The following is a 17,375-nucleotide window of genomic DNA, read 5'->3' on the forward strand; positions in this document are numbered from 1 at the left end:
CTGAGGTCCATCGTTCGAGCTCAGAGCTCCATCGTTCGAGAAACAAGTTGCAATTGCTGAGTGTTCCGGAAGGTGGGTTGCCCTCTTAGGGCAACCCACCCTACTGTGCTACAACTTTTCCAGACGCACCAGGGCGTTATAATCGGGAACACCGGCAACCTTAGACCGCTTCCCTTTATCCAACAATACATTCCCCTCAGGCCAGTGCACCTGCAGATTTCCCGGAAGCACCTGCGCCACGCACACCTGTCCGCGCAACTCCCCGAATTCGTTCTTCAAAACCACCGCCTCTCCCGACTTCAACCCCAACTTGTCCGCATCCTCCCGACTCATAAAAACCGCCTCCCGTTTCGCGCCGGTGATCGCATCTTTCTTCTCCTGAACCATACTGTTAAACTGCTTCCCCCGCCGGGTTGTCACCCGGAAAGTCCCCACCGGCAGCACCCCATTAAACGGCAGCGACACCGCCCCAAAATGAGCTTTCTTATCCGGCGTCGGGAAATTCCAGTCCGCGCACAGGTGAGCTCCCCCATACTGGAACTGATCTCCCGCTTCCTTCAAGTTTTCTATGCCCTCATAAAACGAGACAGTCTTGGCAATTTCTTCCCGGATTGCCGGCGTTCCCTCGAAATGCAACTTCTCCGCAATCTCCGGACGAACCCGCCGCGCCAGTTCCATCATCACTTCCCATTCCGGACGAGCTTCCCCAATCCGCCGCCCGGAAATTTCCGGACTGAAAATTATGCGGCGTTCCGTACTCGTTGAAGTCACCCCGCCGGGAATTTCGTAGCGGGTAGTTGCCGGCAGCAAAACCACGGTGTCTGCCGGTTCTACCAGCATCTGACTCGACAGCACAATATCCATGTGCGCCCGCAAAGGCACCCGCCGCAGCGCTGCTTCTACATAATCCGGATCTGGCATAACTTCCAAGAAATTACCCCCCACAGAAAACAGCACATCCAGCTGCCCTTCGTGAGCGGCGTCAATCATCTCAGGTGCCATCATTCCTTTGGTTGCCGGCACTTCAAACCCCCAAAGCTCGCTCAACTCGGCAGCACTCTCTGGAGTAATCGGTTTTCCGCCGGGAAATGCCGTCGAATAGCAACCCATTTCCGCCCCACCCTGCACGCCAGAATGTCCGCGAATTGGCATCAGCCCGCAGCCCTCTCGCCCGACAAATCCCTTAGTGAGTGCTAGATTAATAATAGAGCGCACATTGTCTTCCCCGCATTCGTGCTGGGTAATGCCCATACTCCAGACAAATACCGCATTTTTCGCTTCTCCCACCATTTGCGCGAAGGCGAGCATTTCCTCGCGGTTTGTCCCCGAACCCCGCTCTAAGTCTTCCCACGATTGGCTGTCGAGAGATGCTTGCAATTCTGGAAAGCCTGTGGTATAATTTTGGAGGAAGGACTTGTCCTGCCAGCCGTTGGCAATCATGTGCTTGAGCGTGCCGTTCAGGAAAGCGATATCGCCGCCGACATTGACGAGGAAAAATCGCTCGGCAAATTTGGTGCCGAACAGGGCGCTCTCCACAATGGAGGGCACCCAGTAGCGCTCCATTCCCGGTTCGCGGTAGTTGTTAATGACGGCGATTTTGGTGCCGGCTTTTTTCGCCCAGTGCAGGTATTTTACCGTCACCGGCTGGTTGTTGGCAACATTGGAACCGATGAAGACAAGCAAATCGGTGCCAATCCAATCTTTGTAGGAACAAGTGGTGGCTCCCACGCCGAGGGCGGCTTTCAAACCGGCAGTGCTCGGAGAGTGGCAAATCCGCGCCGCATTGTCGATGGAATTCGTGCCCATCGCCCGCACAGCTTTTTGGGCGGCATAGTAGTTTTCATTGGGCATTCCCCGACTGGTGAGGTAAAAGCCGGCTTTCCCGCGCTCCCCACCCCCACCGGCGCGGATGCGATCGGCAATCAATTGCAACGCTTCATCCCAGCTGGCTCTGCGGAATCCGCGCTCTCCTCGCCGGCGCACCATCGGGTAGGGCAGACGCCCCAAGTCGCGCAACTCTCCGCTGCTTTTACCTTGCAACTGCGAGACATCTTCGAGAAGTTCCGGGTTCAGTGCCGGCATAGTGTTTAGCCGCAGTAGCCGCAACCGCACATTGCAGACATGGATGCCGTCAGTCGTCCAGTCTTTCATGCCGGTGGTTCCCAGGGCGCAGCCATCGCAAACACCCTCATTGAGGATTTTCCAGGCGTAGGGGAACTCATCGAGGTTCTCGAACACAGCCCGAAAAACTTCCCAGTAGTTGTTGGGGTACTGCTCTCCGATGCCAAAAGGTTTCCAACTCGCCCAGATAGATGGGTCCCAGCTTTTTTTGGGTTTTTTTAACATTTCTACTTCTCCAGGAGGATGCGCTCGTGCGGCGGGAATGCTGTCTGTTCTTAGGTGAAGTATAGCGCCGGTATGAGTCGCCGGTTGCCGGCACGGGGTTGCAGTGGGGCTAAATGCCGGTGGGCTTCTCTCTTCTTCCTGCGGGCGGTCCCCTCACAGGGGCGGTAAAAAAACCTCCCCCTTTCCCCCTCTCCCCTTCTTCAAAACCGCGTTTCTGAGAAACCCACCGGCGAAAGAGGGGGTTTCTTCCCCCCCGCCCTGAGCTGTATTAAAATAAACTAAATTCGCTTCAGCAGGGGTAAGGGGCGGATTTGCAGCAGGGACCGGGCAAGCAGATATAGCGGTTTTCAGTTAGATGAAGTACATGCCAGAAACCCGGTTTCTTTAAGAAACCGGGTTTCTCAGTACCTGACAAAGGATGAAAACCACTATAATTTTGTCACTCCGGCACATCTCAAGGCACCTCTCACCGGGAAACCCGCCCCGGAGAGCCGGCGGGCCTCTCTTGACGCTTTGCAATTTTGCCCCCTACCTATTATCTCTTAAACCCTTGACAGGGTGCCGGCTTTAAGGTTTAATTTTTATTAGCCTGACGCGAGCCACCGCTCCGCTCCGCGCGCTCCTCGGGCTTAAACTGCGAAAAATTCATATATATTATCAGGGCGGCTGGCTGAAAATGGACTTCAAGATTAATAAGGCTTTGAACCGCAGACCCCTCTTAAAAATGATAATTAAACATCCGAAAATTATAGCCTCGCCCTCCGGTTAGGGGGAGACGGAGGAACCTTAAAGCCCCACTCAGCAGAAAGAGAAGGCCGGGGAACTCCCAGCCCAAACGTGCGGTGAACTTTCTCGACCGCGCCGATCGCTCAGTTGTTTTAAAAAAAGCCGGAATATGTCACAAGTAACGATTTCTGAGGGGCTGGGCGGGGCCAGACAGCCGGGCCGGCTGCGGCGCTACAGCGCGGCTGCGATCGCCCCAGCCATAACGCTGCTGCTGGTGCTGCTGCTCCACCGCGCCGGTGCGCCAATCAGACCGTTTCTGCTGTTTTTTGCCCCTGTGACGCTCAGCGCCTGGTATGGAGGGCTGGGAGCGGGGCTCTTGGCCACAGCGTTAAGTGGGGCGGCGATCGATTACTTTTTGCTAGAGCCAGTTGACTCGCTGGGTGCCGGCTGGCTGCACAGACTGCAAATCAGCCTGTTTGTGCTGCAGGGGGCGCTGCTGTGCGCTACGATCGCCAGCTTGCAGGCGTCCGAGAGACGCTTGCGCTTGCAAGCGCGGAGCTTGCTCGCCAGCAGCGAGCAGCTGAGACTGGCCCTAGAAGCCGGTCGCACCGGCATCTGGGACTGGAACACCGGCACAGGCAAAGTTACCTGGTCTGAAAACCTCGAACGGCTATTTGGCCTAGCGCCGGGCAGCTTTCAGGGAACTTGCGAAGCCTTCCTCGAGTGCCTTCACCCGGACGATCGCGATCGGACCTGGCAAAAGGTAAACCGCGCCCTTGCGGAAAAAGGCGACTGCCAGGATGAATACCGCACCGTATGGCCAGATGGCAGCACCCACTGGATTGCAGCAAAAGGCCGGTTCTATTGCGACGAAACCGGCACTGCCGTCCGCATGCTGGGCGCGTGCACCGATATCACCGCTCGCGTGCAATCCGAAGAAGCGCTGCGAGAGACTGCCCTGCGAATGGCAAACATCCTGGAAAGCATTACCGATGGTTTTGTCAGCACGGACACCGAGTGGCGGCTCACCTACATCAACCCCCAAGCAGAAAAGCTTTTAGGCAAAACTCCCTCAGAGCTAATCGGCTCTTTCGCGCGGGAAGTTTTTCCCGAATTAGTCAGCGCAGGGAGTTGCTCCCTGTTGCAAAAAGCCGAAACAGAGCGAGTCACAGTCGAGTGCGAGGAATTTTTCCCCCGATTTGGCAAGTGGTTTGCCCTTCGCATCTATCCCTGGGAAGAAGGCTGGTCAATTTACTTCCAGGACGTCACCAGCCGCAAGCGGGCGGAACAGGAAATTCACTCCCTCAATGCCTTTTTAGAGCAGCGAGTTGCCGAGCGCACAGCACAGCTGGAACAAGCGCGGCTCGCCGCGCAGGAAGCCAGCAGCCGCCTGCAGTGCATCATTGAAGCCATCCCAAACCCGATTGGGGCGCTGGATCTGGAATACAGGTTTATTGCCTTCAACAGCGCCTATCAAAAAGACTTTGCCAAAGTCTTTGGCAAGCCAATTGAGCTGGGAATGAAGTTAGATGACGCCCTAGCAGACTTGCCCTCGGAGCGAGCCAAAGCCCTAGAGATTTGGGGTCGCGCCTTGCGCGGCGAAGACTTCACCGTTATTGAGGAATTTGGCGACGAAAATTTAGAGCGAAAGGTCTACGAGATTGCCTGCAGCGCCCATTTTGACGGGAGCGACCGGCTGATCGGAGCGTCGCAAATCGCGCGAGACATCACCAGTCGCGTGCGGGCGGAAGAACAAAGCCGCCGGTTCAGCGAAGAGCTGGAGAAGCGCGTCAGCGAGCGCACCGCAGAGCTAGAATCTGCCAATCGCAAACTCTCCCAAGAAATAGCCTCTCGCCAGCAAGTTCAAATTGCTTTGCAAGAGAGTGAGAAACGTCTGAGGTTAGCTATGGAAGCTGCTTCCTTGGGAATGTGGTGCGCAGATATTGCATCCGGAAAAATTTGGTGGTCAGAGCGGTGCCGAGAAATTATGTTCGGCTCAGTTCCAGACAAATCGGAATACGATTTCGAGGATTTCAGTAATTGCATACATCCGGAAGACCGCGAACGGGTTGTGCGGGCTGCGAGACGCGCCCGAGTCACAAACGAAGACTACCGGTGTGAATTTCGCGTCGTCTGGGCGGATAACGTTATCCGCTGGGTGGCGGATATGGGCCGCGTCTTTTGCGGCGACACCGGCACCCCGGCGCGCCTGATTGGTCTGGTAGAGGATATCACCGGCAGGGTTCACAGGGAGCAGTCCCTGAAATTTCTCTTTGAGGCTTCTGCAGCGCTCGCCTCTTCCCTGGACTGGGAGACGACGCTCGCCAGTGTGGTGAATCTGGCGGTGCCGCAAGTTGCGGACTGGTGCGCCATTGACATCCTGGATGCCGGCGGCGAAATCAAGCGCTTGGCAATGGCTCACGCCCACCCAGACAAAATACAGCTAGCCTGGGAGCTGTACCTGCGCTATCCGCCCTCCTCCAGTAGAGCGGACCTCACCGCCTGCGTGCTGCGAACTGGAAAGCCAAAGCTTTTCGGCGAGATTTCTGAGGCTGTGCTGGCGGAGATGGCCTGCGATGCCGATCACCTGCAAATCCTGCGCGAATTCAGCTTCAAGTCCGCCATAGCTGTCCCGCTGGCAGCGCGGGGGCGAACGCTGGGCGCGCTCGTCTTCGTGACAGCGGAGTCCGGCAAGCGCTACGGGCGCGAGGACTTGAGGCTGGCTGAGGAACTGGCCCGGCGCGCCGCGATGGCCATTGACAGCGCCCTGCTCTACCGCTCGGCTCAGGAGGCGGAACGGCGCAAGGAGGAGTCTCTGGCGCTGCTGGACACCTTCCTGGCCAGCGCCCCCGTGGGCATGGCTTTCTTTGACCCCGATCTTCGCTGCGCTCGCATTAATGACTATATGGCGGCGGTTAATGGGGTTCGTGCCGGGGAAACAATCGGTCGCACCATGCGAGAGTTCTTGCCGGAATTGGCGGACGCGGTTGAGCCGCTGCTGCGACAAGTGCTGGAAACTGGCCAGCCGGTGCTTAATGTGGAGATCAGTGGCGAGACAAAAGCCTCTGCTGGCGAGCAGCACGGACTGGCCAACTACTATCCCGTCCGCGCCAAAGACGGGCGGCTGCTGGGAATTGGAGCCGCCGTAACAGATATCACCGCTCTCAAGCGCACCGAAAAGCTGCTGCTCGAGCAAGCCCGAGCCCTGCTGCTGCAGCAGCAGTGGCTGGAAGCAGCGCTCAACCTGATGCCGGTGCCGCTGCTGTTTGTCGAGCCCGGATCGGCGCGGGTGACTTTCGCCAATCGGGCGGCTGACGAGATGGCTGGCGGGGTATTTCCTGCGGGCAAACCGGCTCAAGATTACCACACGGGCTATTACTGCACCGATGCCGGTGGGAATCCCATCCCCGAGGAGGCGATGCCTGGGGTGCGGGTGGCCCGTGGCGAGCGTCTCGACGGGGTTGAGATCAACTGGCACACGCCCGCCGGCATTCGCCCGCTGATCGTATTTGCTGATACCCTGCCGGGGATGCACGGGCATCCGGCTTCCGGTGTGATTGTTTTTCAGGACATCTCCAATCTCAAGCAGGTGCAGCAAGCCCTGCGCCGCAGTGAGGAGCGCTTCCGTCTGGCACAGGAACTCTCCCTGGATGCGTTTACCGTCTTGCGCAGCATTCGCGACGCGGGGGGAGCGATTGTTGATTTTGAGTGGGAGTATGTTAACCCCACAGCGGCAAAAATTCTGCGCCACACCGTCGGAGAGCTTACCGGCCAGCGGCTTTTGGAGTTACTTCCCGGCAACAAAACCAGCGGCTTGTTTGACAGCTATGTGCGAGTGGTGGAAACGGGTGCCGGTCACGATATTGAGATTCCCTATAATGCGGAAGGTATCGCCGGCTGGTTCCGCAATATGGCGGTTAAGCTCGGGGATGGAATTGCTATATCTTTCAGCGATATCACGGAACGCAAACGGGCGTCGGAAGAGCTCTACCACCGCGAGCAAGAGTTCCGGGCGCTGGCTGAAAATTCACCGGATATCATTGCCCGGGTTGATAAAGAATTGCGCCACCTTTATGTAAACCCAGCGATAGAGCGAGCGACAGGAATGCTGCCGGCGTCGTTCATCGGGAAAAGCAACGCCGAGTTAGGATTTCCTAAGGAAATCTGCCTGTTATGGGAAGAGGAGTTGCGCCACATATTTGCCACGGGACAAGAGCGCTGGGTTGAATTTCAATTCGACACGCCAAGCGGAACCCGCTACTATCAATCTCGCTTGGTTCCAGAATTGGCTCTGGACGGTTCGGTGGAATCTGTGCTGGGCATCAGCCGCGATGTAACTGAGTACAAGCAGATAGAGCGGGCGCTGCGGCAAAGCGAAGCCCGGTTGAGGCGCTTGGTTGACTCGAATATTATCGGGATTGTCATCGGCGATTTGACCGGCAACCTCATAGAAGCAAATGATGCGTTTCTAGAGATTATTGGTGCCACTCGCTCAGAGCTGCAAGCCGGCAAGATATGTTTGCGGGACTTGACTCCGCCAGAATACCGCGCTGCCGGCGAGCGGGCGCTAGAGGAATTGCTGGCTGCCGGTGCCTGCACTCCTTTTGAAAAAGAATATCTTCGCAAAGATGGCACCCGCGTGCCCGTTCTGCTGGGCAGTGCTCTGGTGGAAGGGGAGCGAGATATTTGTGTCTCTTTTGTGATTGACCTCACTCAGAGGAAGGAATTGGAGAAGGCTTTGCGGCAGCAGGCTGAGGAATTAGCCCGGGCTAGCCGCATGAAGGACGAGTTTCTGGCGGTTGTCTCCCACGAACTGCGCACGCCCCTGACGGCGATGCTGGGCTGGGCCAAGATGCTGCGCAGCCAAATACTGGATGAAGCCAAGACGGCACGCGCCCTGGAGACGATCGAGCGCAATGCTGTGCGCCAGTCACAGCTGATAGAAGACTTGCTGGATATTTCGCGGATTATTACCGGCAAGCTGGGCCTGGAGTTGCAGCCGGTTGACCTGGCCAAGGTAATTGAGGCGGCGGCTGATACTGTGCGTCCGGCGGCGGAGAATAAGGGCATTGAGCTGGAGTTTGTCAAAGTTGGGTCTGTTTCCCCCATCAAAGGCGATCCGGCTCGCTTGCAGCAAGTGGTCTGGAATTTGCTCTCCAACGCGATTAAGTTCACACCGGCAGGGGGGCGGGTGAGGGTCCGGCTGTCCCTGGAAATGGGCGATTGGGCGTCGGGCAATGGGCATGGGGCATGGGGCATGGGGCATGGGGCACCAAGCATCGAGGAAAACAATCAATCTCCAATCCCCAATCCACAATCCACAATCCACAATCCACAATCCACAATCCACAATCCACAATCCACAATCCCCCAATCCCCTGCGCCCTATGCCCAAATCCAGGTCAGCGACACCGGCACGGGAATCTCCCCCGAGTTCCTGCCATTTGTGTTTGAGCGCTTCCGCCAAGCGGACAGCAGCAGCACCAGAGCCCACGGCGGACTGGGACTGGGGCTGGCAATCGTGCGCCACATTACCGAACTGCACGGAGGAACGATCGAAGTTGCCAGTGCGGGGGAGGGAAAGGGGGCTACGTTCACGCTGAGGCTGCCACTTGCGGTATCGAGCAGCGGGCATGGGCAAAAGGGCATCGGGGAAGAACCCCCAGCGCCGGGCGATCCGTGTCCCATTCCCGATCGCCCACTCACCGGCGTGCGGGTGCTGGTGGTGGATGATGACGCCGACACGCGCGAATTGCTTGAGGCGATCCTTGAGGAGTACGGGGCTGAGGTGCGGGCGGCGGCGTCGGTTCGCCAGACGCTTGAGGTGCTGCTCGAGTGGAAACCGGACGCGATCCTCAGCGACATCGGCATGCCAGAAGAAGATGGCTACAGTTTGATTCGCAAGCTGCGAGCGCTACAGCAGGAGCGCGGGGAGCCACTCGTGCCGGTTGCCGCTCTGACGGCTTACGCCCGGGAAGAGGAGCGCCAGCGGGCTCTGGAAGCCGGTTTCCAGGCGCACATCTCCAAGCCGGTCGAGCCGGCCCTTCTGGCGGATGCGATCGCTCGCCTTGTCGGTCGTTAGAGCTTGAGGTTGAAGGGAACGCCTGCCCTACGCCTGTCATACGAATATCCCTCTTCTGTCACACAAGGGTGAAAGCCCAATCTGTCGTTGCCTGAAATGGCGCAAATTCGTCAAATTGCCTCAAAGTGACAAAAGAGGGTTATCTGCCGGCGGCGGCGCTCACGGCTTACGCCCGGGAGGAGGAGCGCCGGCAGGCTCTAGAAGCCTGCTTCCAGACTCACCTGGCCAAGCCGGTCGAGCCGGCGCTGCTGGCTGATGCGGTGGCAACCCTGGCGGGGCGCAGGGCCACGTAGGGTGCGCCGGTGCCGGCGATCTTCGGGGTGGGGTTACAGCTTGGTGCCGCATTCGGGACAGAAGCTGTTGTTAGAGCTATTTTTCGCCCCGCAGTTGGTACAGTAAATCTCTGTTTCCAGCTTCTTTTTCACCTCTGGCAAACCAATCATCTGAGCGTTGCTCTTGCCGGGAGCCACCATTGGGTAACAGTTTTCATTCTTTTTGACGCGCACATCCATCAGGACGGGGCCATTGTGGGCCAGCATTTCGGCTATCCCGTCGGAGAGTTCGGCGCGGTCGCGAATCACTATTCCTTTGATCCCGTAAGCGTTTGCGAGCATCACGAAGTCTGGCATCCCCGCCTCCATATTGGAGGACGAGTAGCGCTCTTGATAGAACGCCTCTTGCCACTGGCGCACCATCCCTTGCCAGCCGTTATTGAGGATGGCAGTCTTGACATTTATGCCATATTGTGCTAGGGTTCCCAGCTCCTGAATGTTCATTTGGATGCTGGCATCACCGGCAACGCAGATCACCTGGCGATCGGGCAGGGCTATTTTAGCGCCCATTGCTGCCGGCATTCCGAAGCCCATGGTGCCCAAACCGGCGCTAGAAATCCACCGGCGCGGGCCATTCTTGAGGAATTGCGCCGCCCACATTTGGTGCTGGCCCACGTCTGTGGTGTAGTAGGCGTTTGGTGCCTGACGCCCGAGTTCCACAATCACCTCTTGGGGGGAGATGCTGTCGGGATAGTGGGGCACCACGAGGGGATAGTCCTCGCGCCAGCGGTCGATGCGCTCCCGCCACTGCTGGGTTTGGCTGGGGTCAGCCGGCTCGTTGAGTTCGCGAAGCCGGCGCAGCAGGTCTTGCAGGACTTGCCGCACGTCGCCGACAATCGGAACGTCTGGGGCGCGGTTTTTCCCCACCTCAGCGGGGTCAATGTCGATGTGGATGACTTTGGCGCGGGAGGCGAACTGATCGAGCTTGCCGGTGACGCGATCGTCAAATCGGGCACCGACAGCAATCAGCAAGTCGCAGTCGGTGACGGCGAAGTTGGCGTAGGCTGTGCCGTGCATGCCCAGCATTCCCACAGACAGGGGGTGGTTTTCCTCAAACGCACCCTTGCCCATCAGGGTTGTCGTCACCGGAATATTAAAGTATTCTGCCAGTTCTTGAATTTCCGCGTGAGCGCCGGCGGCGATCGCCCCGCCGCCGACATACAGCAAAGGACGCCGCGCTTGGCGGATGAGATTGATAGCTTGGTTAATTTGGCGGGGATTGCCCTTAACGGTGGGGCGGTATCCGGGCAACTTCACCGAGCCCGGGTCGGCAGGCAGGTAGTCAAATTCTTCCAAACCCACATCCTTGGGCACGTCAACCAGCACCGGCCCGGGGCGTCCCGTGCTGGCAATCATAAAGGCTTCCGCGACAATCCGGGCCATGTCTTTGGGGTCGCGCACGACGTAAGAGTGCTTGACAATTGGCAAGCTAATGCCCCAGATATCGGTTTCCTGAAAGGCATCAGTGCCAATCGACGCTCTCGCCACCTGGCCGGTGACCACCACCATCGGGATAGAGTCCATGTGAGCGGTGGCGATGCCGGTGACTAAATTGGTCGCTCCCGGACCTGAGGTGCCAAAACAGACGCCCACTTTGCCGGTGGCGCGAGCGTAGCCATCTGCGGCGTGGGCGGCTCCTTGCTCGTGTCTCACCAGGATGTGCTCAATGCCGCCTTCCGCTTCAGCGCGGTACAGCTCGTCATAAATCGGCAAAATCGCGCCGCCCGGATAGCCAAAAATATGCTTGACGCCGTGGCGCTTGAGACTGTCAATTAAGGCGAAAGCGCCAGTCGCCCGCCGGAGAGCAACACTTCTTTGCAATTGCACGGAAAAACCTCACTTTAGATATTGCTTCATATCTTTTATCTTCAATCATGCCTTAGGACTGAACCTTCCAATCTTATTTTGATAATAATTTTAGAAAAGCTGCTGTGCAGCAACTCACAGGCAAGGGGGTAACGCCAGCGGCGCGCGTCGCGCTATGCGGGAGTTCGCCCGCCGGCAGAGGGCGGAACGCAGGTCGCTCTGGTGCGTTTGGGGGAGAAAAAGGCACAGGCAAGGGCACAGCCGAAAGCTCGCGGCTTCACTGCCGTGTAGTGTCTAGTGTGAACGGTTCTCCCCCGGTGCCTGGATATCCCTGTCCCAAAGCAGCCGCTATTTGTTGCCCGGCGGGCAACACCTCTAGATTACGTCTTGCAGCACGCGGCGGGTGTTGAGCCAAGCCCACACGCCGACGATGCAAACAGTGACGCTCATGCCGAGCATCACCACCCGCAAACCCACGGCATCCGTCAGCGGGCCGGCTATCGCCAAGGGCACGCTCAGGGCAATATTGACGGCATTGTTCTGAAACCCGAAAACCTTACCCCGCATTGGTTCCGGTGTTTGCTGCTGGATTAGGGTCTGCATGGGCACGCCAATCAGGGAGGCTCCCACACCCAACAGGGCGCTCAGTGCCAAACCCAGCCAGAGGTCTTTAATTAAGGTGAACACGCACAGGACAAAGCCCATGAGCAAAAACCCAGTCAGGGGCAGGGGCTTGTTGTGGAAGCGGTCGCCCCAGTGGCCCAAGAGCGCGGCACCGAATACCATGCCAATGCCAGCTGCTGCTAGCAGAAAGCCGAATTGGTTGGAGTGGAGGCCAATATCTTCCGCCAGATTAATTGCCAGAACCGTCAGGGCGGCAAAGACGGAATAGAGAATGGTTAGCTGGAGCATGGCATTGCTCACCAAGCGGTTTTGCTTGAGATAGTGGAGGCCGGCCTTGAAATCAGTCCAGGGGTTTAAGGCTAGCGGCGGCTCGGCGTGAGGTGTTTCTTTTACCGGAATCAAATAAAATATCGCTGAGGCCAGCAGGTACAGCCCTCCGACTGTGATTTCCTGACCGTAGTCCCCGCCCAACTTGCTGCTGAGGCTGAGTACGGGCTCCCCCACTGCAAAGCCAACGATTAAAGAACCGAGCATGGTGGTGGTGAACAGGGCGTTTGCGCTCAGCAGCCCCTCTTTGCGCACCAGCAGGGGAATTGCCGCTTGTTCCGCCGGCGCAAAAAATTGCGTCAGCACCGATTCTAGAAACGCGATCGCCAGCAGGATGACAAACTCCTTGGGCAGCATGGGTATGGCCAGTGTCAGCAGCCCTCTCATGGCATTGGTGACAATCAGCACTTGCTTTTTGTCAAAGCGGTCAACAAAGATGCCTGCCGCCGAGCCGAAGAGAATTGCTGGCAGCGTCACAGCCACCATTAAAGCCGAGCGCATGGAATTTTTCAAGGCATCGGGCGAGCTGTAGTCCGACAGGATTCCGATCAGGAGGACGAAAAACACCTTGTCGCCGATCTGGGAGAGGATTTGACCGCTCCAAAGCATCAGGAAGGGCCGATTCTTGAACAGAGCTCGAAACCCGCTACCAGCGGGGGGGGGACTGGCTGGAAGCATAGCAATTATCTAGCGCTATTGGGACAGAAAACGATTCATTGCTCACAGACAGGTGGGAGGAGAGCACCGTGACGCTCTAATAGGGTAACTAAAAACCGGGCGGCATTTGTCGGGCGCGGTGGCTGCCATTCCCTACCTGCCTTAGGGTTCCACCAACCTTGAACAGTTTTTGGCGCTCGCCACAATTCTAAATGTTCCACCGGCGGATCGGCACAGAAACTGTCCTCACCGGCACCGAGGAGCGCCGAGCTCCAGTGCGTGAAGCGGTCGTGGCTGAGCCGGTAGATGGGAAAGTTGCCATACAGCGGCACCCCCCAGCCATCGAGGGCGATCAGCGCCGCAACGCTGCCGCCCATCGCCTGCCACCAGGTCGCCGCTCCTATGGCTCCGGCGGCACCGGCACTGAAGCCGATCAAAATCACCTCTCTGCCGCTGCTGTGCGCGCTCCCTCCCCCCCGCTCCCCAGGGAGCCGGGGGCAGCGCCCAGTGCCCAGACGATCGCTGATAAACTGCAAAATGTGCGCTGCTGAGTATGCCGGACAGGACTCGGCTGGAAAAACCAGTATATTTGCGGATTGACAAGCGCAAGGAAATGTATTATTTACTTCTGACAGTAACTCTTCGAGAAACCGCTCAGTTAGCTTTGGGTCGTGGATACCTGGACAGATAACCGCACTTATGGGCATGGTGACTTTTTTCTTAAAACTCGGTAATGGGTGATTCTAAAAAGCTTGCCAGCTGTGGGGTGCCATTAGAACGCAGCAGAGCAGTGAATTGCGCACCCTGTCCGGTTGAGCGAGCGATAGGGGCTCACAGTTGGATGAATTATGGCCCAGCCCCCCGGTTTCTTTAAGAAATCGGGGGTCTGAAATTTACACGAATGATTTAGACGCGCTATATATAGCGAGGGGAAGAAAATTAAACGTAAAATGTTTCCCGCCGGCCTTCAAAGCGCAAAAAAGGATGGTAGCGTGTCTAAGTCCCCAGATCCCTCCAGCCGGGCGAGACGTGGGGACAGCCGGGGCGGCTTTGAGTGCAGTGACTTATTTAACGTGGGTTTGAGATATAAAGCACCGGACAATTTCCCCAGATCGGGTTTTTATAGCTTCTAAATCTGCAAGAATTGCTAACGGTTTTCAAAAAACTTCACAGTTCCTTCACAAGTTTTCTCTATAGTGAGAAGTTAAAAGTTAATGGCACTGTCCCTTAACTTTAGTGGAATCAGATCGCACGCGCTACAAGCCTATATCGGTGGACAGCAAGCCAAACCCAAACAGCGGGCTGGGGCGACCGAACTGCCCTCACCAATGGCCCTAGTTTTGGCTAACATAGAATGGCGCTCCCTGATGCGGGAGCGAGCGAGTTGGAGCGGTTTGAGAAGGTGTGAGAGCGGGATAAAAAAGAAAACCATTTCAGCGGAAAAATAGTGCGAGCATTATGAATAGACTGGATGCCAGCGCTCCGATCCGCAAGGGAGATTTCGCATAATGCACAGGGGCTTCACAAGAATGGAATCAGCAGCGACACACTTTCCAATGCACCGAACGCCTATAACTGAATTAGATATGCAGCAGGGACTTCTAATGAATGTGGAGCGCCGGGGGGTCAGTGGCGTAATGAAGGTATCCTTTCTGCCACGCTACATCCAGGCAGGAGCGGTGCTGTGCGCCGGGGTTGCACTCTCTATTGCAGCGTCTTTTCTGGCGTGGGACTGGGAGCGGGAGCGGCTGAGCGCCGAACTGCAGAAACGAGCGGACAACCTGGCTGCGGCCATGCAGAAAAGTATCAACAGCCATCTGGAAGCAGTCCAAAGCGTTGGGGACTTTTACGCGGCATCCTCCGCGACGGTGGGGCAAAAAGAGTTCAGGCTGTTTGCCGGCGGCACCCTGTCTCGCCATCCGAGTGCGGAAGCGCTGGCGTGGCTGCCTCGCGTGACCCATGCCGGCAGGCAAACTTATGAGGCAGAAACTTCCGCTGACTATCCCAACTTCCAAATAGTGGAAGGAGAGCCTCAGGGGACGACGAGCCGGGCTGCGCCGCGCCAGGAATATTTCCCGGCCACCTACATCGAGCCAGCAGCTCGCAACATGGCAGGCTTCGACTTTGGCTCCGACGCCACACTCCGCTCAGCCTTAGAAAAAGCGAGAGATACCGGCACCCTCACAGCCACGGGGCGGTTTTTGCTGGGGGGAGAGCAGCCGTCCATAGCGGTGGCGCTGCCCATTTACGCGAGCGGACGCCCCCACAACACCCCCCAAACGCGCCGCCAGAACCTAAAAGGGTTTGTCACCGGCATTTTTAATCTGGCGAAATTTGTCAGGGCATCGTCAGACGGTCCCGACTGGGAAAAGCTCAATTTTTTACTGGAGGACGAGACAGCTGCGGCAGGAGACAGGTTCCAGGCCTTTTATGACTCCAAAACGCAGCGGGCCACTGTAAGTCCAGACAGCGAAGAAATCCAGCACCGGGCGCGGTTTTCATGTCCGGAGCCAGCGGCTTGCCGGCGCAGGCTAAATGTCGCCAACCGCACCTGGTCACTGCAACTCACACTCACCCCGGAGTATCGAGGGGCGCAAAAATACCACTTGGCGTGGACGGCGTTCACCGGCGGGTTAATTCTCAGTGGCCTTGTGACTGCCTATTTGCTGAGATACCAGCGTCACACCTCCCGAGTTGAGCAGCTCGTCCGGGAACTGTCGGAAGCCAACTTTGAAATCAGATTGCTGAGCCGGCTCAGCGATCTGCTGCAAGCTTGCGTCACCCTCGAGGAAGCCTACAGGGTGATTCCCCGGCTGATGCAAAAACTGTTCCCCGATCACTCAGGAGCTATCTATATAATAAGTGCCTCAGGAAATCTGGTGGAAACCGCGACGGCCTGGGGCTCGCCCCCAACCAGCCAGCCGGTGTTCGCGCCGAATGACTGCTGGGCGCTGCGCTGCGGGCGAGCGCACCTGTTTGAAAACACGCGCAGCGGACTGGCGTGCCAGCACTACCAGCAGCCCCTGCCCGAGCAGTGTTTGTGCGTGCCGATGATGGCGCAGGGGGTTTCCTTGGGGCTGCTGTATTTGAGCTCGCCAGAGCCAGGAAAATTAACCGAGGGCAAACAGCATTTAGCCAGTACCGTCTCCGAACACATTGCCCTAGCTTTGGCTAACTTAAAACTGCGGGAAACCCTCAAAACCCAGAGCATTCGCGACCCGCTCACCAGTTTGTTCAACCGGCGCTACATGGAAGAGTTCCTGGAGCGAGAGCTGCACCGAGCCGCTCGCGCCGGCCTGCCCTTAGGCATTATCATGATTGACATTGACCACTTCAAGCACTTCAACGACAGTTTCGGTCACGACGGCGGTGACACCCTGCTGCAAGAATTGGCCATGTTTTTGCAAGGCTCCATCCGGGGTTCAGATATTGCCTGCCGCTATGGGGGCGAGGAGTTCACCCTGATCCTGCCGGAGGCGTCCTTGGAGCTCACCCAACAGCGAGCCGAGCAGCTGCGCGTTGGCGTCAAGCACTTGAACGTCCAGCACCGGCGGCAGCCCCTCGGGCCGGTAACGCTGTCGCTGGGCGTGGCCAGCTTCCCCAAACACGGCCTCACCCGGGAGGAGGTGCTGCAAGCGGCGGACGCCGCCCTGTACCGCGCCAAGAAGACAGGGCGAGACCGGGCGGTTACGGCGTCGCCGTCAGGGGGGTGAGGGGGGGCTGGCAGCAGGTTACAAAAATTTATCCAAAATTAGTTAAGCTTGCGGCTTATTGGAGCTAAACTAGAAAAATCACCGCACAGGCAGGATTCTACGCGCTGCGGCTTTTACCGGACTCAACCAATGTCGTTGAGCGAGCGAGTATTGTAAAACTTCCTTCACAGAGCAGACAGTAATAGACTTTGATTGACGAGAATGTAGATGGACGCTCGGACTTATGGTCTTCACAACCCAGTAAAAGATACGGACTATATCCCAATTCCGACAAAAAGAAATCCCTATGACTTAACGGTCAAGAGGGTTAGGGGATGTCTGGCAGTAAATCCCCGGCAGATAACGCCTGTGTTCCCTTCATACTTGGGCAAGGCACAAGCGTTGCTGAAACCCCCAGTAGGGTGCCAATCGCTCATGTCTAGGATTGTCGATCTGAAAAGGAATTATAGTGTGACAAGTGCTGTGGCATTGAAACAGACCGGGACGTGAACGCTGCAATTCAGGGGCCACAAGCCCGGGAGTCAAAAACAAGCCCAGCAGGGCTGAATATACGCCTGCGGACTGAAAAGAGCCGTCTCCCCAGGGTGAAGCGGGAAGCTTGCGTCTGGGCCTGCGTCAGTTTGAGCGCCTGAGGCGACAGGGGAATTTAGCATCATCTTCTCCCCCACTCTCGCTCTGTTCCTCTCTCCGGAAGAAGGAACAAGGAACAAACAAGAAAAGTTCTCCCCCTCTCCCCCCCTGCGCGAACGCCGCCCCTCTTTA

Annotated in this window: 8 protein-coding genes; 4 read left to right on the plus strand and 4 right to left on the minus strand. The window is 57.3% G+C overall.

Annotation, left to right across the window (positions count from 1 at the left end; translation table 11 throughout):
- Window positions 1-108: 108 nt before the first annotated feature.
- Window positions 109-2,346, minus strand: a complete 2,238-nt coding sequence (locus tag OSC10802_RS0132970) for an FdhF/YdeP family oxidoreductase (RefSeq protein WP_017721032.1) — start codon at window positions 2,344-2,346, stop codon at window positions 109-111.
- A gap of 895 nt (window positions 2,347-3,241) precedes the next feature.
- Between OSC10802_RS0132970 and OSC10802_RS43005 the strand changes: the two genes are divergently transcribed.
- On the plus strand, window positions 3,242-9,154 hold the full coding sequence (locus tag OSC10802_RS43005) for a PAS domain-containing protein (RefSeq protein WP_017721033.1): 5,913 nt from the start codon (window positions 3,242-3,244) through the stop codon (window positions 9,152-9,154).
- A 125-nt stretch (window positions 9,155-9,279) separates the two neighbouring features.
- Window positions 9,280-9,447 carry a response regulator gene (locus OSC10802_RS51860; RefSeq protein WP_017721034.1) on the plus strand — a complete coding sequence of 56 codons (168 nt, stop codon included), beginning with the start codon at window positions 9,280-9,282 and terminating at the stop codon, window positions 9,445-9,447.
- 33 nt (window positions 9,448-9,480) lie between these two features.
- On the opposite strand, the gene ilvB is transcribed toward OSC10802_RS51860, so the two are convergent.
- From ilvB to OSC10802_RS46940, 3 genes are all read right to left on the minus strand, one after another.
- A complete protein-coding gene (ilvB, locus tag OSC10802_RS0132985) occupies window positions 9,481-11,313 on the minus strand; it encodes a biosynthetic-type acetolactate synthase large subunit (protein ID WP_017721035.1) in 1,833 nt (610 codons plus the stop codon).
- A 354-nt stretch (window positions 11,314-11,667) separates the two neighbouring features.
- Window positions 11,668-12,921 (minus strand): MFS transporter, encoded by a 1,254-nt coding sequence (locus OSC10802_RS0132990; RefSeq protein WP_017721036.1) that lies wholly within the window; start codon window positions 12,919-12,921, stop codon window positions 11,668-11,670.
- 35 nt (window positions 12,922-12,956) lie between these two features.
- A complete protein-coding gene (locus tag OSC10802_RS46940) occupies window positions 12,957-13,607 on the minus strand; it encodes a hypothetical protein (protein ID WP_232731870.1) in 651 nt (216 codons plus the stop codon).
- 507 nt (window positions 13,608-14,114) lie between these two features.
- On the opposite strand from OSC10802_RS46940, the gene OSC10802_RS0133005 reads away from it, so the two are divergent.
- Window positions 14,115-14,348, plus strand: a complete 234-nt coding sequence (locus OSC10802_RS0133005; RefSeq protein ID WP_017721038.1) for a hypothetical protein — start codon at window positions 14,115-14,117, stop codon at window positions 14,346-14,348.
- A 138-nt stretch (window positions 14,349-14,486) separates the two neighbouring features.
- Window positions 14,487-16,613 (plus strand): diguanylate cyclase, encoded by a 2,127-nt coding sequence (locus tag OSC10802_RS53605; protein WP_232731871.1) that lies wholly within the window; start codon window positions 14,487-14,489, stop codon window positions 16,611-16,613.
- The last annotated feature ends 762 nt before the right edge of the window (window positions 16,614-17,375 follow it).

The sequence above is a fragment of the Kamptonema formosum PCC 10802 genome, assembly GCF_000332335.1.
In the GTDB taxonomy this organism is placed as follows: domain Bacteria; phylum Cyanobacteriota; class Cyanobacteriia; order Cyanobacteriales; family Oscillatoriaceae; genus Oscillatoria.